Source organism: Arthrobacter sp. RIT-PI-e (assembly GCF_001187915.1).
Lineage (GTDB): Bacteria > Actinomycetota > Actinomycetes > Actinomycetales > Micrococcaceae > Arthrobacter_D.
In genome coordinates this window covers 22,164-40,871 of sequence record NZ_LGIU01000071.1, presented here as the reverse complement: position 1 = coordinate 40,871, position 18,708 = coordinate 22,164, and the positions used below count along the sequence as shown (strand labels likewise).

The window sequence follows — 18,708 nt, the reverse complement described above, 5'->3', positions numbered from 1 at the left end:
GTCACCGGGGTCACCGAGACTGCGACGGTGAGGTTCCGGCCCACCGTGTTCAGGCGCATGGTGCCCCACTCGTACGAGCCCGCAGGAGGGCCGTCGAAGAGCATCAGCCGCAGTTCGTAGCTTCCCGGTGCGAGGGCCGGGAGGTCGAGGGTGTGGGTGGTCCTCCCGGTCAGGTCCCGGCCCTCCAGGAAGACGTCCGCCTTCCTGGCGCCGTTCTGCCACGCCTCCACGTAGACGACCTTGTTGGCCTGGGACCCCGACGGCGAGGTCACGGTCACGGTGAGGGGCGTTGCTCTCCCACCGATGGCAGACCCCTGGCTGACCGAGCCCTCCCACACGGCGGGCTTCGGGGCGGGAGCCGGAGCAGGCGATGTGGTCGTAGTGGGCTTCGGGGCGGGAGCCGCGGTCGGTGACGCGCTCGGCTTGGCGGTGGGTGATGCCGTCGCGGTCGGTTTCGCGGTGGGTGATGCCGTCGCGGTCGGTTTCGCGGTGGGTTTCGCGGTCGCGGTCGGTTTCGCGGTGGGTTTCGCGGTCGGTGTGGGAGTCGGTGACGCCGTCGGCTTCGGTGTGGGGGCCGGGGAAGGCTTCGGGGTAGGCACGGGTACATCCGTATCATTCGCTTCGATCCACGTTTCCACCGCCGTGAGTCGTTGGGCCAGACAGGTGGAATCCGTAGTGGTACAGGGGACGGTGAAATCGGTGGTGGCCGCAGCGCTGGAGGCACCGATCGTCATCGCGATGGCTGCCAGAACGAGGGCACTTCCCAACCTGAACGACATGACGCTTCCTTACACGAGGTGCGGACTGGATGTCCTCGCCTCGGGCGGAGCTCCGGGTCCCACGAGCGGACCGTCGACCCGATACCGAGGCGGACTCCACCTTCGTAGTACGGCGCACCGCAGGTCCGGTCGCGAACACGGGAACCTGATCAAAACCTGCGGTTCCAGGGGTGTTCAGTGGGGCGGGTGTTGACGGAAAGCTGTGCAGCCGCGCCGCGGCCGGCACTCCGGGAATGATCTCGCGAGGGCCGGGGTCGGCGTGTTCACCTCCGGCGTCAGCGCCGCCGCCGTCCTGCCGTGGGCAGCAACCGGGCAGTGCAACGGACCGTGTGCGGTCGGATCAGCGAGCTTCCTCGGATGCCCTCTGCCGGGGGGCGGGCCGGACATTCCGGCGGCCGCGTCCGAACCGGATGTCCCGGTTGTCCGCGGTGATCGCGCAGGCGCAGGCCCCGAGCATCGCGGCGAGGCCGGCCACGAACAGGCCGAGGTTCCCGGAGGGCAGGAGGGCGACAAGGATCAACAGCCCTGCGATCAGGGTCAGAAACCACTGGAAGAACCTCATTGTCACCACCTCACCCTCGGCGTGCATTCATTATGACCGTGCCGGTGGCGGGCGGCCAGGCGCCACGCGGTGAGGGCCGGCGAGCTTGTGCTGCCCCTCGTGCTGTGCGGTCCGGCCGAATCGGTGCATACGCGGGCCTCCGTCTGGGCCGACCACGCTCCTACCGCGGGACTGTCGGGACCCCACGACGGGGTCAGTGCCGCCGCCTCTCGGCCGGTGCCGGCGTCGTTCTACGGCCGTCGTCGTGCAGCGAGCAGGAGCCAGGCGATGCCGGTGCCGATCAGGGCGCCGGTGGTGTTGGCGAGGACGTCGTAGAGGCTGGCCACGCGCTGCGGGAGGAACACGAGCTGGGTGAGTTCGATCAGGGTGGAGAGGAAGAAGCCCACGGCCGGGGCCAGCCACCGCCAGCCGCGTGGGGCCAGGAGCACGAAGAACACGCCGAAGGGCACGAACATGACGATGTTGGCGCTGAACTCCACGAAGTCGTAGTCAACCCACCTCGGGAACCCCGCGCGTTGCAGGGTGGCCAGCGCCCGCCGCAGGGCGCTGCCCCCGGCGGCGTCCACCGGGGCGGGGGAGAGCACGATCAGCCCCACCATGGCGAGGTGGAGCGCGGTGAGACCTAAGGTGATGCGGCGTTCACGGGGGGAGGGCAGGGGCGTGGCAGGCACGAAGGAACTCCTTGAGCGGGAAGTCCGGCGACTGCTATGGCGCCTTCTGAGACACCCCAAGTATCCCTCGATCCAGGATTCCCCGGCGCTGCAGCTCCGCCCGCAGGGCCGGGGCGATCTTCTCCTGGTACTCCGGGCTCATGTGCACGGCGTCGCGCTTGACCGGCACCCCTCCCACGTAGCTGGGGCACCACTGCTCGGCGCAGAACCACGGGGTCGGGTCCAGGAACAGGGCGCCCATGCCGGCGGCGAGCTCGCGCTCCGCCGCGGCGAAGGTGCTCCACTGCTCCTCGACGGTGCCGGCGCAGTAGGACGGCGAGACGAACCGCGAGTAGCAGTCCTGGATGTCCGTGAACAGCGGGGGAGGGGCCAGGAACACCACCTGGCCCGCCGCGCCCTCGAAGCGCTCCACCATGGCGGTCATGGCATCCTGCCACTCCTGTGGCGTCAGCGGCTCCTCCGCACCCTCGAGATAGCGTGCCTCGTAGGTGTTGGCGATGAACACCACGTCCGGTTCCAGGGCGATCACGGCCTCCACGGCCTCGGCCTTCCGGCCCTCGCACGCCGCCATGGTGCGGGGGTTCGGGTTGCGGATCAGCGGCTCCGTGAAGGTGCACCCCGAGGTGCCCAGGCTCGTGAACTCCCAGCCCGGGCCGGCGGTGAACGCCGTGCGCAGCGGGTCCACCCAGGTGGTGGCCATGGAATCGCCCACCACCACGGCGTGACGCTCCGCCCCCGGGTCCCCCCAGGTGCAGGACTCCACCTCCATGGGCTCGGGCCCGCTGCAGTCCAGGACGTCGCCCGGGGCGATCAGCCCCGCCATCGCCTCGTCGATGGGGGGCTCCAGCACCGGCCACCCGGCGTCGTCGAGGGCGTCCCGGATCTCCGCCTGCAGGGCCGCCTCCGGCCCGGCCGCCGCCGGCGTCGTGGTGCCCGTCAGCTCGATCTGCCGGGACGGCGCCGGCAGCAGGACGAACAGCACGGTGGCGACGACGGCGGTCACCAGTGCCGCGCTCCCCGCCAGCTTCACGTCGCGGCCCACGCGCCGGGGCCGTGCGGGCCGGCTCGGGTCGCCGTGTCCCTGGTTGCCGTGGTCCTGTTCGCTGTGATCCTGTCCACCACTGTGGTCCGGCGCGCTCCGCGTCCGGGCGGGCCGGCGCTCGCGGGAACCGGACAGCACACGGGAGCGGCGCACCGGGTTCTCCACGAGGTGGTACGAGTACACCGCCAGCAGCAGCATCCCCACTGCGCACACCGTGTAGTAGAGGGCTCCCCGCTCCACGAGCACCGCCTCGGCCAGCACGATCACCGGGAAGTGCCAGAGATACAGGGAGAAGGAGATGTTCCCGAGGTACCCGCTCGCCCGGTTGGTCAGCGGCTGCAGGTACTCGTGCCGCTCCGCGCCCGTCCCCGCGAGGATCACCAGCGCGGCGCCGGCCACGGGCAGCGCGGCCCAGGGACCGGGGAAGGGCAGTGCATCGTCGATGAGGAACAGGCCCGCCACCATCACCGCGATGCCGAGCCAGGCGAGCACCGGGCGGATCCGGCGCCCCAGGCGGGAGCACAGCGGGGCCATGATGGCCAGGCGCGCGCCCGCCCCGAGTTCCCCCCCGCGGGGAAGGGGGAGAAGTCCGCCCGGGCGGGCAGCGCCTGCGTCCCCCCCAGCGCCCACCCGAAGGGGGCCAGCGAGATGACGCCGATCCCGATGCCCGCGCCCCCCCTCGCCCGCGCGGCGCCCCCGCGCGCCGTACCACCAGGGGCAGCACCAGGAGCATCACCGCCGGCCACACGAAGTAGAACTGCTCCTCCACGGAGAGCGACCAGACGTGCTGCAGCGGGGACACCTCACCGCCCGCCCTGGAGTAGTCCGTGCCGGTGGCGGCGAAGCGCCAGTTCGCGGCGAAGAGCGCACCGGCCACGGCGTCCCGCCCGATGTCCAGGGCGCGGGCGCCCCCGAACACCAGGGCGGAGGCCAGCGCCGTGGCGGCCAGCACCACGGTGGACGCCGGGAGGATCCGCTTGATCCGCCGCCGGTAGAAGTCGGAGAAGGAGATGCGGCCCGTGGACTCGTACTCCCGCAGCAGCAGGCCCGTGATGAGGTACCCGGAGATCACGAAGAACACGTCCACGCCGATGAACCCGCCGCTGGGCCACCCGAGCAGGTGGTCCAGCACCACCACCGTGACGGCGAACGCCCGCAGGCCCTGGATGTCCGGGCGCACCCGGGTACGGCTCGTCGGGTTCTGCCGGGCTGGGGGGGGTGGGGGCATGGCACTCTTCGACGACGACGGTGGCCAGGACGGTAAGGGGCCTTCCTGATTCTAGTCCGGGCGGACACGCCGGTTCCCGGACGACGGCGAGACGTCCCGCCGTCAGGCACCTGGCAGCCGGTGCGGTACCCTTGGAACCGATGCCTAGGCGAGGGAGCGGGCCGGTTCCATGCGGAATCCGGCTCATCTCCGTGATCGACGGTGGCTGGTGACTCTCCTTGTCGCCGGACTGCCTGTTCGCGTGAATCCTCCGCCCGGGCGAGAATCCGGAGTTCCCCGCACACAGCGGGAACCCATGACATCCCAGGAGACACCCCATGGCTGATCAGAAGCTCCCCGCACAGGTACGCACCGACTTCGGCAAGGGCGCCCCCCGCCAGGCGCGCCGCGCCGAGGTGAGCCCCGCCGTGATCTACGGCCCCGGCGCCGCCCCCCCCCACGTGCTCCTCCCCGCCAAGGCCACCACCCTGGCCGTGCGCACCGCCAACGCCCTGCTCACCCTGGACGTGGACGGCGAGGACCACCTGGCACTGGTGAAGGACATCCAGCGCAACCCGATCAAGCAGATCGTGCAGCACCTGGACCTGCTGACCGTGCGCCGCGGCGAGAAGGTGGAAGTGGACGTCACCATCCACGTCGAGGGCGAGCCCGCACTCGAGACCACCTACAACCTCGAGACCACCACCCTGCTGGTCGAGGCCGAGGCCACCCACCTGCCCGAGACCCTCACCGTCAGCATCGAGGGCCGCGAGATCGGCGAGCACGTCTACGCCTCCGACGTCACCCTCCCCAGCGGCGTCACCCTCGTCACCGACCCCGAGACCCTCGTGGTCAACCTCATGGCCCCCGTGGTCCAGGACCTCGGCGAGACCGAGGCCAGCGACGACGACACCGAGGCCATCGCCGAGGGCGCCACGGCCGGCGACGCCGACGCGGACGCCGTCGTCACCGACGCCGACGAGAAGTAGGCAGCACCCTGGTGTCCACCGACACCTGGCTCGTGGCCGGGCTCGGGAATCCCGGGCCCGGCTACGCCGGCAACCGCCACAACATCGGCCAGGTGGTCCTGGACCTGCTGGCCGCCCGCGTGGGCGGGCGCTTCACCTCCTCCAAGGCCCAGGCCGTGACCCTCGAAGGCCGGCTGGGCATCGGAGGTCCGCGCGTGGTGCTCGCGAAGCCGCTCACCTACATGAACCTCACCGGCGGCCCGGTCTCCGCCCTGGCACGCTTCCACGACGTGGCCCCGGATCACGTGATCGCGGTGCACGACGAGATCGACATCCCCTTCAACACCGTGAAGCTCAAGCTCGGCGGGGGAGAGGGCGGGCACAACGGCCTGCGCGACATCAGCCGGGCCCTCGGCACCAAGGACTACCTCCGCGTCCGCGTGGGCGTGGGCCGTCCGCCGGGCCGGCAGGACACCGCGGACTACGTGCTCAAGGACTTCGGCACCGTGGAGAAGAAGGACCTGCCCTTCCTGGTCGACGACGCCGCCGACGCCGCCGAGCTGCTCATCACCGAGGGGCTCCTCGCCGCGCAGCAGCGCTTCCACGCCCCCGCCTGACGTACCGAGGGGTACGGCGACGCGGCGGTGGGCCACCGGGACGCGCACCGCGGAAACCACCGGGAAACACGGTTCGGTGGGACCTGCGCGGTAAAGTGACCGGCAGGACAAGTGCTGTGGGGCGGAACTCTTATGCGGACGTGGAATCATCTTTCCGGATCTCGACCGGACATCTCGGTGGGTGGTTCTGCTGTGCGCCCGTCCGGGCGGTGCAGGTGACGAACGTCAACGGTCGCTGGCCGTTCGTGGGCCGGGAGGACGAGTTCGCGTCCGTCCGGGACGTGCTCACCGACGAGACCGGCCGCGGCGTCCTCCTCGTGGGCACCTCCGGCATCGGTAAGACCACCCTGGCCCAGCAGGTCATCCAGGGCCTGGCCGGAACCATGGACCACATCTACCTCCGTGGCTCCGCCTCCCACTCCACGGTGCCCTACGGCGCCCTCAACGTGCTGCTCGCCGAACTGGACGAGGACACCGCCCGGAACCCCCTCCTGGTACTCACGGCCCTGCAGCGCAGGTTCGACTCCACCGCGGCCTCCCGCCCCACCGTGATGCACCTCGACTCCGTGGAGGACGTCGACGAGCTCTCGGCCACCGTGATAGCGCACCTCGCGCGCGTGGGCGCCGTGCGCCTGCTGGTCACCTGCGAGAACCTGCTGCGCGCCCCGGGCGAGTTCCTCGACCTGTGGAAGGACCGCGTGCTGGAGCGCTTCGACCTGCACCCGCTGGGGTTCGAGGCCACCGCGGACCTGCTCGGCGCCGCACTCGGCAACCCGGTCTCGCGCTCCGCCGCCCAGCAGCAGTGGTCCGTCAGCGGCGGCAACCCGCGCTACCTCCAGCTCGCCACCCGGGCCGACGTCGAGTCCGGGCACCTCTTCCGGCGCGACGGCGTCTGGGTCTCGCTGGATGCCCCGCGCCCGGAGTCGGGCCGCTCCGTGGCGGACTGGAGCACCGCGAAACTCGCCGAGCTCTCCCCGGAGGACCGCGCCGTCGTCGAGGTCCTGGCCGTGTCCGGGCCGCTGCCGGTCAGCCTGCTGCTGGAGGTGGCGGCGTCCACCTCCCTGGACACGCTGCAGAGTGCGGGCATGGTCACCCTGGAGCGGGAGGACGCGCCGTCCGTGCGCCTGACCTACGAGGTGTTCGCCGACGTCGTGCGCGCCCAGCTCCTCTCCCTGCGCGGCCGGCAGGCGCTGGAGACCATCGGCGCCCGGCTCGACCACCCCTTGCTCCCCGCCCACGGGCGCGTGGCGCTCACCGGCTGGACACTGGCCCAGGGCGGGGACCTCGCCCCCGAGGACCTGGTCACCGCCGCGCGTCTCGCCAACGACCGGTGGAGCAGCGGTGCCGCGGAGCAGTTCCTCGCCGCGCTTCCCGCGGAGCAGGAGAGCGCCGCCGTGGCGATCGAGCGCAGCCGCCACCTCTGGATCGACGGGCGCCACCGGGAGGCGCTCGCCTCGATCGACCCGCTGCTGCAGGCCGTGGACACCGGGTCCGTGCCGCTGCACTCCTGGGCCGAGGCGAAGCTCCTGGCCGCCCGCCTCAGCGAGGTGGACCGCACGCGGGCGGGGAGGACGCAGGAACTGCTGGACGACGTCGCCGCGCGCCTGGAGCACGAACCCGACGACGCCGTCGTCGCGGACCTCAGGGGCCGCGTCGACTTCCTCCGCGTGGAAGCGCTGGTGTTCGAGGGCGAGTACGGGCGCGCGGCCGGGCTCGCGGACACCCTGCTGGGCACCGGGGCCGACGACTCCCGGTGGTACCTCAAGATCCGCAGCCTGCTCAGCCTGGCCCAGGTGTCCCTCGGCTCCGCCGAGCAGGCCGTCTCGCTGATCCGCAACGTCACCACGCGGTTCGCGGCCTCCCCCTACAGCCGGATAGACCGCGACCTCGCGGACGCCAACCTGTTCCAGGTGCTCATGCTCGCCGGGCACTGGTCCCCCGCCCTCGACCACGCACGGCTCCACGGCGGGAACAACGACGCCCCGCTGTTCAACGGCTCACCCTCCGAGTTCGCCGAGGGGGTGCTGCTCTCCTACCTCGGCAGGAGCGAGGAGGCCCTGGCCAAGCTGCTGCCCGCCATCAGCCAGTTCCGCATCCGCGACCGGCACGGGCTGCTGCCGCTGGCCGAGGCGGCCGCCGCCTACGCCTCCATGCTCGAGAACGCCACGGACGCGGCGGAGGACCACCTGCGTGCGGCGCAGCTCACCGGACCCCTGCGGTCCTGGCACCTGCGGGAGTGCGTGCAGTACTTCTCCCTGCTCACCGAGGCCTGGCTCAGCGCCCCGGACGCCCCGGCCACCGAGTTCCTCGAGCACGCCCAGGCGCTCTCCGGCCGCGGACAGCACGGCCTGGCGCTCTACTTCCTGGCCCAGGCGGTGCAGCTGGGCCGGCACGAGGCCGCGCAGACACTGGCCGACGTGGCAGCGGCGAGCGACGGCCCGTTCGCGGAGCTGTGCCGCGGGGTCGCGGCCGGCGTGCTGGCCAAGGATGCGGGGATGCTGCGGGAAGTCGCCCGGCGGGCGCTCGACGCCGGGAACCACACGCTCGCCAGCGACGTCGCGTCCCTCGGCATCGAGTACCTCTCCGAGGCGTCCGACCCCATGATCCGGGTGCACGCCGAGCAGATCCTGCGCAGGACCTCGACCCCCGCCCGACGGCACGTACGCCGGAAACTGCTCAGCGAGCGCGAGCGCGCCATCGCCAGGATGGTGGCCCGCGGCGTCCCCAACAAGGAGATCGCCCTGCAGGAGCACATCTCACCCCGGACCGTGGAGGGCCACGTGCACCAGATCATGACCAAGCTCGGCCTCTCGAGCCGCAAGCAGCTCTCCCTGGTGTTCGGGCAGCAGCAGTGATCCGCGTGGAACCGGACGCGGACCTCGTGGGTCGCGCCCGCCTGGTGAAGGAGGTGACCTCAGCGCTCGACGACGTCGCCGGGTTCGGTGCCATGCTCGTGGGCGAACCCGGGGTGGGGAAGACCGCCCTGGCCGCGTACGTGCTGGAGCACCTGCGCTGGACGGCGCCGGTGCTGCACGTCAACGGCGGGCCGTCCCTGCGCAGCATCCCGTTCGGGGCCCTGGCACCCTACCTGCACACGCTCTCCGTGGCGGACGCCGATTCCCCCGTGGCCGTGCTGCGGGCCGTCATGGCGCACCTCACCGCGGGCCAGGTGGGACGGCCCAGGCACCCGCCGCTGCTCGTGGTGGACGATGCCCACGAACTCGACGACAGCTCTAGCGCCCTGTTGGCCCAGCTGATCACCGCGCGCCGGGCCAAGCTGCTCGTGATGATCCGCAACGCACCGGATGCACCCGCCGAGATCGCCGACCTCGGGGCCGACGGCCTGCTCACCCGGTTCGAGGTGACCCCGCTGGACCGCGACGCAGTGTCCCTGCTGTGCACCAGGATCCTGGGAGGGCCGGTGCTCACCGGCACCAGCCACGCGCTCGCGATCATCACCGGGGGCAACCCCATGTTCCTGCGTGCACTGCTGGAGCAGGGGACGCAGGACGGCTACCTGGTGGAGCGCAACGGGGTGTGGCGCCTGGCCAACGAGCAGACCCCCACCCATCTGCGCCTCGGGGACCTGATCCGCTCCCAGCTGCGGTCCCGGAGCCCGGAGGACCTCGAGTCGCTGGAGCTCGTGGCGCTCGCCGAACCGATCCCGCTGCAGGCCCTCACGCAGTGCATCGGGTCGGAGGCCGTGGAGCGGTTGCAGAGCCACCAGCTGATCGTTCCGGGGCAGGGTCCCGACCACCCCGTGTCCCTCCGGTACCCCCTCCACGGCGAGGTCCTCCGCGCCCAGGTCCCGGCAGCACGGAGCATCGTGATCCGCCAGGAGGTGCTCGCGGTCCTGGAGACGGAGCCGAGATCACTCGAGGACTTCCTCCGCACGGTGTCATGGGGCCTGGACTGCGGCATGCCGCTGGAGGACAGGATCCTGCTCGAGGCCGCCGGCGTGGCCAACCGCCTCCATGACCACGCCTTCGCCGCGCGTGCCGTGCGTGCCGTCTCCGCCCCCGACCTGCGCTCCCGCACCCTGGTGGAGCTGGCACGGGTCCAGGCGGGGCGGGGGAACTACGGCTACGCGGAGGAGCTGGCCGAGGAAGCCATGCGCCGGGTCACCGACCTGCGGGCCGCCAAGGAGGCCACCCTGCTGGCCTTCGACCTCAAGCTCGCCACCGGCGGACCTTTCGAGGACCTCAGCGACATCGTGGACCGCCTGCGGTCCGTGATCGCCGACCTCGAGCTGCGGACCAGCGACCAGGTCCTGGCGGAGGACGCCGAACGGTACCGTCTCGGGTGCCGGCTCCTGGACTGCCGTGTGGCGATCCTCCAGGGAAGACTCGCGGGGGTCGAGGAGGAGCTGCGCACGATCCTCACCGCCCCCGAGGGTGGCAGGGAGACCCGGGTGGGTGCGAGGATCCTCCTCGCCGAGGTGTTGACCACCGCCGGACGCCCGAACGATGCGAGCGAGTACTCGGGGGAGGCGCTGCGGATGATCGAGGACTCCGGGGCCGACCTCATCGGCTACCGGGAGCTCGCCACCGCACACCACATCCTCGCGCTGGTGTACTGCTCGCAGCTGCCGGAGGCGCGGGCGGTGCTGCAGTCCGCCGCCACCCGTCATCCCGGCAGCATCGTGTACTTCGCGGGCTGGACCGACTTCGTGGACGGCATCGCCGCCCTGCGCGGCGGGCAGAACAAGGAGGCGAGCACCCGCTTCCTCCTGGCGCTCGAGGCCCTCCGGGAATCCGACGTCGGCCAGATGATGACCGTGCTGCTGGGTCTCGCGGCGTTCTCCTGCGCCCTGGCAGGTGACGCCGTGCGGGCGCGGACCCTCGTGGACGAGTTCGAGAACTCGCCGAAGCGCGGCTCGCGCTCCGCACGGCTCCACGGGCGCGTGTTCATGGCCGCGGCCTCCTCGCTGCTCGACGACGCCCCCGGCTCCAGGTCCGAGCTCCTGCAGCTCGCGGAGCTGGCGGAGAAGGGCGGGCTGCGTCAGCTGGCAGCACTGGCCCTGCAGCTGTCCCTGCTCCTCGGCGACACCAGGGGGGTGCCGTCCCTGGTGCGTCTGCTCGAGGACGCACCCGGGGAGGATGCCACCGGGCTCCTGGCCTTCGCGGCGGCCACCCAGGCACGTGACACCTCGGCGATGCTCGACGCCGCCACCACCGCCGGTGCGCAGGGCAACCTGGCCCTCGAGTTCGCCGGCCTCTCCCTGGCCTCCACCTACCTGGCGGAGCAGGGGGCCACGAGCAGTGCACGCGCGCTGCAGCGCCGGCTGACCATCCTGTCCGCCGACCGGCAGGGTCCGGTGCCCACACCCCTGGTGGCGGCCGCCCCCGCAGCCAACCTGCCGAAGCTCACCCCCACCGAGCGGAAGATCGTGGCACTGGTCAAGGAGGGGTACTCCAACCGTGCCATCGCGGCGTCCAAGAGCGTCTCCGTCCGCACCGTCGAGGGGCCCCTCTACCGGATCTTCGCCAAGCTCGGCGTCAACCGCCGTGAGGAGCTGCGCGACTTCTGAGGAACTCGTCACGGTTCACTTCGGGGATCCCGTGCAGGTGGTGACGCCGACCCGCGGTGCCGTGCACGCGCGGTGACGGGTGATCAGTACTCGCGACCCGGGAACGGTATTCCTCCTAGGCTCTGACTGTGGTTCCCCGCACGCCTGGTTCCCGGTGAACCGGTCGCGATTTCCGTACGGGAAGAACATTCTCTGCGCCAGGGATTTTCTCGAGGAATGCGCATGCGTGGAACTCGAGGAGGGTGAATTCCTCCGCCCGGGCCGGGATGTCCTGCACCAGCGGGTGATTCCTGATTCTGCGTGGCCCCCGATCGAGGACGATCGGCTCACCGCACCCCTGATCGGAGCCGACGGCGTCCGGGCCCTCTCGAGACCGGGGGTCCGTCCCCAGCCGCCGTCGGCTCCTTCTCCCCTTGACCACTGTGCACTCTCCGCTGTTCCCTGCGCGGTGCTCACCAGGTTCGGCCCGCTGCGCCGTGGTGCGGATCCGGTGCATACCGGGCCGTTCCGGGAAGGAAGGGGCTGAACACCGAGTAGGTATTCATCTGGATGCCGTGTACTCAGGTGCTCACTAAGGTAGTAATTACTCGTTCTACTCCTGATTACCCTACCTACGCTTTCGGAGAAAGTAATTTCCGGTTTCAGCTCGGTATGGGGATCCTCATGGTCAATGTCACGCGCCTTTTCGGCATGCAATTCTTCGGTTCGCACAACAATTCTCATACGGGAATCGAAGCGCCATGAGACGCCGGGAAGCGAAGGTGCGCTGGATCTCACTCGCCTCCGCCGTCGTGCTGGTCACCGGCCTCCTCGCAGCCCTTCCCCTGGCGAGTCCTCCCGCCCAGGCCGTGCCCGGGAACCTCGTGGTGAACCCGTCCCTCGAGGACGGCCAGGGCCTGCCCACCTGCTTCTCCCGCTCGGGCTGGGGCACCGAGGGCACCTGGACCTTCCAGCCCGGCCGGGACGGCGGACGCGCGGTGCAGGTGGCCCTCCAGGGCCGGCAGGCCGGCGACAGGAAGCTCCTGCAGGCCGAGACCGCCGAGTGCGCACCCCGCGTGCAGGCCGGCACCACCTACGACATGGAGGTCTGGTACACCTCCACCGCACCCGTCACGCTCACCATGTTCCGGCACACCGCGGCCGGCTGGAGCTACTGGGGTGACGTGGAACGCGTCCCCGCCGCGAACGGCTGGACGGCCGCCCGCGCCACCACCCCCGTGATCCCCGAGGGTACCGACCAGATCATCTTCGGGTTGTCCCTGGACACCGATGGCACGCTCGCCACCGACGACTACTCGCTGGTCCCCGTGGTCGCGCCGGGCCCACCGCCCGCCGCGGAACTGGTGCCCAACGGGAACCTCGCGCAGGGTGCACCCGTCCCGGCCTGCTACCAGGTGGCCGGATGGGGGGCCAGGACCGTGCGCCAGGGCCTCTCCACGGACGTGCCCGCCGGCTCGCCGCAGGGAACCCGCTCCTTCCAGGTCACCGTCAGCGACTACGCCTCCGGGGACGTGAAGCTGCTCACCTCCGAGGCCGCCGGTTGCCCCCCCGCCGTGACCGCCGGCGAGGAGTACGACCTCTCGGTGGACTACCGCAGCACCGGCACCGCGCAGCACGGCCTGAGCCTCTTCACGCACACCGCCGCCGGGTGGCAGTACTGGACGGACGTCAAGGCCGTTCCCGCCGCGGACGCCTGGACCGCCGCCCCCGCACGTACCCCCGTGATCCCCGACGGCGTGGACCGCCTGGCCTTCGGGCTCTCCGCCGCAGGGAACGGGACGCTCAGCACCACCAACGCCTCCGCCCCCCAGGTGGTCCCGGAGGTGCTACCGCCCCTCGGCGCCCCCGAGAGCGTGGGCAGCTGGACGGTGCAGGACGAGGAGCTGCCCATCCGCGCCCTCCACAACACCCTGCTGAACGACGGCCGGATCCTGCTGATCGCCGGCTCGGGCAATGCCGAGGACCTCTTCGACGCCGGTGAGCTGCGCGCCGTGGTCTGGACACCGGACACCAACGAGTTCAAGGACATCCCGGTGCCCTACGACATGTTCTGCGCCGGCCACGTGACCCTCCCGGACGGCAAGGTGCTGATCGCCGGGGGCACGGCGTCCTACCCGGAGGGCGACCAGGGGCCCAACACGTTCAAGGGCTCGGAGAAGAGCTACTACTTCGACCCGGAGGACGACACCTTCCACCCCACCACGGACATGGCCGGGGCGCACTGGTACCCCTCCCTGACGAAGCTGGGCAACGGCAACATCTGGTCCGCCGGCGGACTCGACGAGAAGGCCGAGGGCACGGTCCTCACCGAGATGTTCGACTGGAAGACCATGAGCTGGCTCCCGCCGAACCAGGTCCCGCAGACCTGGAGCTACTGGGGCACGTACCCGCACATGTTCCTGCTCGACGACGGCACCATGTTCTACACCGGCGCCCACACCTTCGGCAATGGGCTCCCCGGCACCGGCGCCAGCCTCTACGACTGGCGGACGGCGTCCATCTGGGACGTCCCGGGACTGCGCCAGAAGGACATGCGGGACCAGGCGGGGTCCGTGTTCATCGGCCCAGCCCAGGACCAGAAGCTCATGATCGTGGGCGGGGGCAACACGGACGGCAACGCGCCGGCCATCAACCTCGTGGACATCATCGACCTGAACGAGCCGGCGCCCGCCTACGTCCCCGGCCCCGATCTCCCCGGTCCCGGCAAGGCGTACGTGAACCTCGTCAACCTGCCGGACCGCACGGTGCTCGCCGCCAACGGGGCCCGGCTGAACCGCACGGACAACGTGAACACCGCGGCCCTCTACGACCCGGAGGCCAACACCTGGCACTCCATCGACGCGGACCCGGTGAGCCGGAACTACCACTCGACGTCGATCCTCCTGCCGGACGGGCGGGTGGCGATCATGGGCTCCAACCCGGCGGACAACTCCTTCGAGCTCCGGGTCTCCGTGTACAGCCCGCCGTACCTCTTCAAGGGGGTCCGGCCCACGGTCACCTCGCCCGAGGCGGCGTCCTACGGGGACACCATCACCCTGGACGTGACCGGTGAGCCCACCACGGCGTCGCTGATCTCCCCGATGTCCGCCACCCACCAGACGGACACCAACGCCCGGCTCGTGGACGTGCCCCTCGCGGGGACCGGTGCCACCCGGGTGGCGCAGATACCGGACAACCCGAACCTGCTGCCGCCGGGGCCCTACATGCTCTCCGTGCTGGACGCGGACGGCGTGCCGAGCATCGCGGATTGGATCTGGATCTCATGAGCGGCCCGGACCAGAACCCGAACCCGGCTCCGACCCCGAACCCGACGCCGTCCCCGTCCCGTGGTCCGGTCCCTGACACCCGGATGCCGCGGCGCCAGCGGCGGTTGCTCATCGCCGCAGGGCTCGTGGCCGCTGTGGCCGTGACCTGGGGAGGCTTCGCCGCCACCGCGACCGTGGCACCGGCCGGCGTCGGGGCCGCCGCGGCACAGGAGGCACAGCTCGCCGACAGCCGGGAGGTAGGCACGCAGGCAACGGGCCCCTCGCCGCCGCGGACCTCACCGTCAGGAGCCCCCTCGGGTGCCCCCGAGGCCGGTGGGACGCCGCCCGGCCCCCGCCCCCCGGCCCCCACCGCCGGTGAGGCATCCGCGCCGGGGACGCCGTCATCGGATCCGGGTGCAGCATCCGCGCTCCCGGCCACGGGACAGCACGAGGGCCATGGGAGCGCATCCGCATCAGCATCCGGGACCGACGCCGCACGGCCGGGAGCGGGTCTGCCGGGAACACCGCTCACCGGGACGGAACCCACGCCCCCGGTGGCCCAGGCCTCCGCGGCCCGACCGGGGACGCAGCAGGAGATGAGCCTCGAGGCGGCAGCCGCGCAACCCGTGGCCGCCGTCCCCGGTGCCGCGACCCCCGACGCCGCGGCGCCGGGCGCCGCCGGGGGAGCGGACCGCACGCAGGGACTCACCCCCCGCGGGCCGATCGACCCCGCCGAGGTCACCAGCGGGCTCGCGGCGCTGGGCGGGTGCCTGCCCGAATACGGCACCAACGGCCAGTGCCTCCCCGTAGTGCCCCCCAGCATGGCCGAGCACGCGCAGCAGATGGCGGACAGCGGCATCAGCATCGCCTCCATGGACCACCCGTGGTCCTGCACGGAGGTGCGGCAGCTCTTCCCCGAGGGCCTTACCGTCCGGCAGGCCGGCGCGGATCCGCAGAATCTCGACACCACCGGGGACGGCACCGCATGCGGCGCAGACGACTGAACCCCGCACCCACGACCCCGACCTCTCGATCCTTCCTGGAGCGCTCATGATCCTCTACCTGCTCGGCTGCACCCTCATCGTGGTGGTGGCCCTGACGCTCTTCGCCATCGCCTCCTCCACCCTCTACCTCAACACCTACGCCTGGTGGGACCCCAAGACCCAGGTCCGCACCTCCTACGCGGGCCTCCTCGAGACCGAGTCGCTCTCCTTCTCGCTGATCATGCCCTGCCGCAACGAGCGCGAGGACGTCATGCGGGCCACCCTCATGGCCCTGCTGGTGCAGACGCACTCCCGCAAGGAGGTCATCATCTCGGTGGGGCACGACGACCCGGACACCGCCGCGTGCGCGTTCCGGCTCGCCAACGAGTTCCCCGACCTCGTGCGGGTGGCCGTGGACGAGCACGAGACCAAGAACAAGCCGCGCCAGCTCAACGGGGCGCTCGCCCTGTGCCGCAACGACGTGGTGGGCGTGTTCGACGCCGAGTCCATCGCGGCCCGGGAGCTGCTGGCGAACATCGACAGCGTGTTCGCCCGGCGCAACGCCGACGTGGTGCAGGGTGCGGTGCAGCTCATCAACTACCGCGACACCTGGTACTCGCTGCGGAACTGCCTCGAGTACTTCACCTGGTTCAGGTCCCGGCTCCACGCCCACTCGCGCCAGGGCTTCATCCCCCTGGGCGGGAACACCGTGTTCATCAAGCGGGAGCTGCTCGTGGCCGTGGACGGCTGGGACGGCAACTGCCTGGCGGAGGACTGCGACCTCGGTGTGCGGCTCTCCACGCTCAACCGGCGCATCGTGGTGGCGTACTCGCCCGAACTCGTCACCCGCGAGGAGACCCCGGACTCCCTGGCCACCCTGGTGCGCCAGCGGACCCGGTGGTCGCTGGGCTTCATGCAGGTGTTCGCCAAGGGGGACTGGAAGGCGCTGCCCACCCGGAGGATGCGCACGATCGCCTGGTGGACGCTCATGCAGCAGCACTTCATGGCCTTCGCGGGGATCTGCATCCCCATCGCCATCATCGCGGCCGTCTGGGGGGACTTCCCGCTGCTGGTCACCCTGATCGCCTTTTTACCGCTGATCCCCACGCTCGCCACCATCGCCTTCGACGTCTGCATGCTGCGCGAGTTCGGCCGGGACCACCGGTTCGAGCTCTCCGCCTACGACTACACGAGGCTGGTGATCGGCACGCCGTTCTACCAGCTGGTCCTCGCGTTCTCCGCACTGCGCGCCCTGGTCAAGTTCCGGCGCGGTGATTTCGCATGGGAGAAGACCAGCCACTCCGGCTCGCACCTCTCCTACATCGAGGCTCCCGTACCGGCACCGGCCACCGCCCAGGTGTAGGTGCCCGCCCGCTCCCTCCTGCTCCTCCCGCATCCGCACCACCTTTCTTCCTACTCCATCCTCCCCACAGCCTGTCCCACCCGGTCCGGTTGATCCCTCGCGCCCCAGGAGAACCCGATGGCACTGCTCGAACTGAAGCCACCTCCGCTCCGCCTACCCCAGCGGCCCTCGAGCCGTGGTGCCCACAAGGCGCCGATCACCCGGGACCACCCCTTCGTCCTCACCCGGTTGGCACCGGCCGACCGCTTCACCATGATCGGCCTGTTCGTGGCCTCGGTGGTGCTGAGCCTCTGGAACCTCACCGGTGCCCCGAGCTACCAGGACGACGAAGGCACCTACACCGCGCAGGCGTTCGCCGTGCACGACGGCCAACTGGCCCCCTACACCTACTGGTACGACCACCCGCCCCTGGGCTGGATCCAGATCGCCGCCCTGAACTGGATCCCTAGCATGCTGAACCTCGGCGACGGCACCGAGATCGGTGCCACCCGGTACGTGATCTCCGTGTTCTTCGTGGCCAGCGCCCTCCTGCTCTACATGCTGGCGCGCCGGCTGCACGTCCGCATCCCGTTCGCGGCCCTGACCACCCTCGTGTTCGTGCTCTCCCCGCTCTCCCTGGTGCTCGGGCGCCAGGTCTACCTGGACAACATCGGGGTGCCCTGGCTGCTGCTGGCCTTCTACCTGGCGCTGAGCCCACGGCACTCGCTGCGCGACCACGTGCTGGCCGGTGCCTGCTTCGCCGTCGCCGTGCTGTCCAAGGAGACCCTCGCGATCTTCGGGCCGGCACTGGTGCTCTCCATGATCAACCGGCCGCGCTGGAGCAACCGGGCGTTCTCCCTCGTAGGCTTCCTCGCGGTGGGCGGCCTGCTGCTGGCCTTCTACCCGCTGGCGGCCCTGCTGCGCAACGAGCTCCTTGCCGGAGACGACCACGTGTCCCTGCAGGACGCGCTGAGCTACCAGTTCCTCGAACGCTCCGGCTCGGGCACCATCTTCGAGGCGGGCTCCAGCAGGGCCGAGCTGTGGACCGGGTGGCTCTACTTCGACAAGTACCTGATCGCCGCCGGGCTCGTCGCGGCAGGGGTGTGCCTCTTCCGGCGCAACGCCCACTTCGTGGCCCTCGCGATCGCCTGCTTCGCCGTGCCGATCGTGCTGGGCCAGGGGTACCTGCCCGCCATGTACATCATCGCGGTGATCCCCTTCCTGGCCCTGGCCCTCGGCACCGCCGTGGACGTGCTCTGGACGGGCACGGAGAAACTGTGGAAGCGCATGCCCCACCTGAGGGTCCCGCTGCGCAGCGGGTTCGTCGGGGCGCTGGCCCTGGCCCTGGTGCTGATGTCCATGCCGCAGTGGTTCCAGCAGGACCGCGAGCTGCTCACCGCGGACACCAACGCCGACTGGCTGAGCACCGTGCACTGGGTGCAGGACAACGTGGGCACCGAGAACGTGGTCCTCGCGCCGTACTCCATGTGGCACGACCTCAACGCCAGCGGGTGGAACGACCCCTGGCAGATGATCGCCGTCGAGAAACCCGACCTCGACGCCCAGTTCGCCGACGTGCACCCCGGTGGCTGGCGCGATGTCGACTACATCATCGTGGGCCCGATCGTGCTGGACAACATCGAGAACCTCGGTCTCACCCAGACCGGCCTGGCCCTCGAGAACTCCGAGCCCGTGGCCACCTTCGGCGAGTGGAGCGTCAACCGGGTGGACGCATCCTCGGCCGCGGCGGAAGGGAACTGAC

Annotated in this window: 13 protein-coding genes and 1 pseudogene; 9 read left to right on the top strand and 5 right to left on the bottom strand. The window is 71.0% G+C overall.

The genetic code is table 11. The features are described from left to right. From AC792_RS10380 to AC792_RS17020, 5 genes and pseudogenes are all read right to left on the bottom strand, one after another. The coding region (locus tag AC792_RS10380) for a hypothetical protein (RefSeq protein ID WP_049830456.1) at window positions 1-278 on the bottom strand (278 nt) is incomplete at its 3' end. 841 nt (window positions 279-1,119) lie between these two features. Then, window positions 1,120-1,347: a hypothetical protein gene (locus tag AC792_RS10375; RefSeq protein ID WP_160317635.1), complete on the bottom strand. Its 228-nt coding sequence runs from the start codon at window positions 1,345-1,347 to the stop codon at window positions 1,120-1,122. A 224-nt stretch (window positions 1,348-1,571) separates the two neighbouring features. Beyond that, window positions 1,572-2,012 carry a VanZ family protein gene (locus AC792_RS10370; RefSeq protein WP_049830454.1) on the bottom strand — a complete coding sequence of 147 codons (441 nt, stop codon included), beginning with the start codon at window positions 2,010-2,012 and terminating at the stop codon, window positions 1,572-1,574. 34 nt (window positions 2,013-2,046) lie between these two features. Further along, complete coding sequence (locus AC792_RS10365) at window positions 2,047-3,588, bottom strand: acyltransferase family protein (RefSeq protein ID WP_049830453.1); 1,542 nt, start codon at window positions 3,586-3,588, stop codon at window positions 2,047-2,049. Between the two features lie 247 nt (window positions 3,589-3,835). Continuing rightward, window positions 3,836-4,186 (bottom strand): annotated as a pseudogene (locus AC792_RS17020) (acyltransferase family protein); the annotation flags it as partial. On the opposite strand from AC792_RS17020, the gene AC792_RS17765 reads away from it, so the two are divergent. From AC792_RS17765 to AC792_RS10320, 9 genes are all read left to right on the top strand, one after another. Beyond that, complete coding sequence (locus tag AC792_RS17765; protein ID WP_235436623.1) at window positions 4,074-4,331, top strand: hypothetical protein; 258 nt, start codon at window positions 4,074-4,076, stop codon at window positions 4,329-4,331. The pseudogene AC792_RS17020 and the gene AC792_RS17765 sit on opposite strands and share 113 nt — an antisense overlap. A 268-nt stretch (window positions 4,332-4,599) precedes the next feature. Continuing rightward, window positions 4,600-5,250: a 50S ribosomal protein L25/general stress protein Ctc gene (locus tag AC792_RS10355; RefSeq protein WP_049830451.1), complete on the top strand. Its 651-nt coding sequence runs from the start codon at window positions 4,600-4,602 to the stop codon at window positions 5,248-5,250. Between the two features lie 11 nt (window positions 5,251-5,261). Then, the gene (pth, locus tag AC792_RS10350; RefSeq protein WP_049830450.1) at window positions 5,262-5,846 is read left to right on the top strand and encodes an aminoacyl-tRNA hydrolase; all 585 of its coding nucleotides are present in this window, start codon (window positions 5,262-5,264) and stop codon (window positions 5,844-5,846) included. 140 nt (window positions 5,847-5,986) lie between these two features. Further along, window positions 5,987-8,701: a LuxR C-terminal-related transcriptional regulator gene (locus AC792_RS10345; RefSeq protein ID WP_049830449.1), complete on the top strand. Its 2,715-nt coding sequence runs from the start codon at window positions 5,987-5,989 to the stop codon at window positions 8,699-8,701. Next, window positions 8,698-11,376 (top strand): helix-turn-helix transcriptional regulator, encoded by a 2,679-nt coding sequence (locus AC792_RS10340; RefSeq protein WP_049830448.1) that lies wholly within the window; start codon window positions 8,698-8,700, stop codon window positions 11,374-11,376. The genes AC792_RS10345 and AC792_RS10340 overlap by 4 nt, the downstream gene beginning before the upstream one ends. A gap of 740 nt (window positions 11,377-12,116) precedes the next feature. After that, entirely contained in the window at window positions 12,117-14,642 is a 2,526-nt protein-coding gene (locus AC792_RS10335) for a galactose oxidase early set domain-containing protein (protein ID WP_049830447.1), read from the top strand. Beyond that, the gene (locus AC792_RS17325; RefSeq protein WP_160317633.1) at window positions 14,639-15,625 is read left to right on the top strand and encodes a hypothetical protein; all 987 of its coding nucleotides are present in this window, start codon (window positions 14,639-14,641) and stop codon (window positions 15,623-15,625) included. Before AC792_RS10335 ends, AC792_RS17325 begins: the two co-directional genes overlap by 4 nt. A 46-nt stretch (window positions 15,626-15,671) precedes the next feature. Then, the gene (locus AC792_RS10325) at window positions 15,672-16,967 is read left to right on the top strand and encodes a glycosyltransferase (protein WP_049830445.1); all 1,296 of its coding nucleotides are present in this window, start codon (window positions 15,672-15,674) and stop codon (window positions 16,965-16,967) included. Between the two features lie 117 nt (window positions 16,968-17,084). Continuing rightward, window positions 17,085-18,707: an ArnT family glycosyltransferase gene (locus AC792_RS10320; RefSeq protein WP_049830444.1), complete on the top strand. Its 1,623-nt coding sequence runs from the start codon at window positions 17,085-17,087 to the stop codon at window positions 18,705-18,707. Window position 18,708 lies beyond the last annotated feature (1 nt).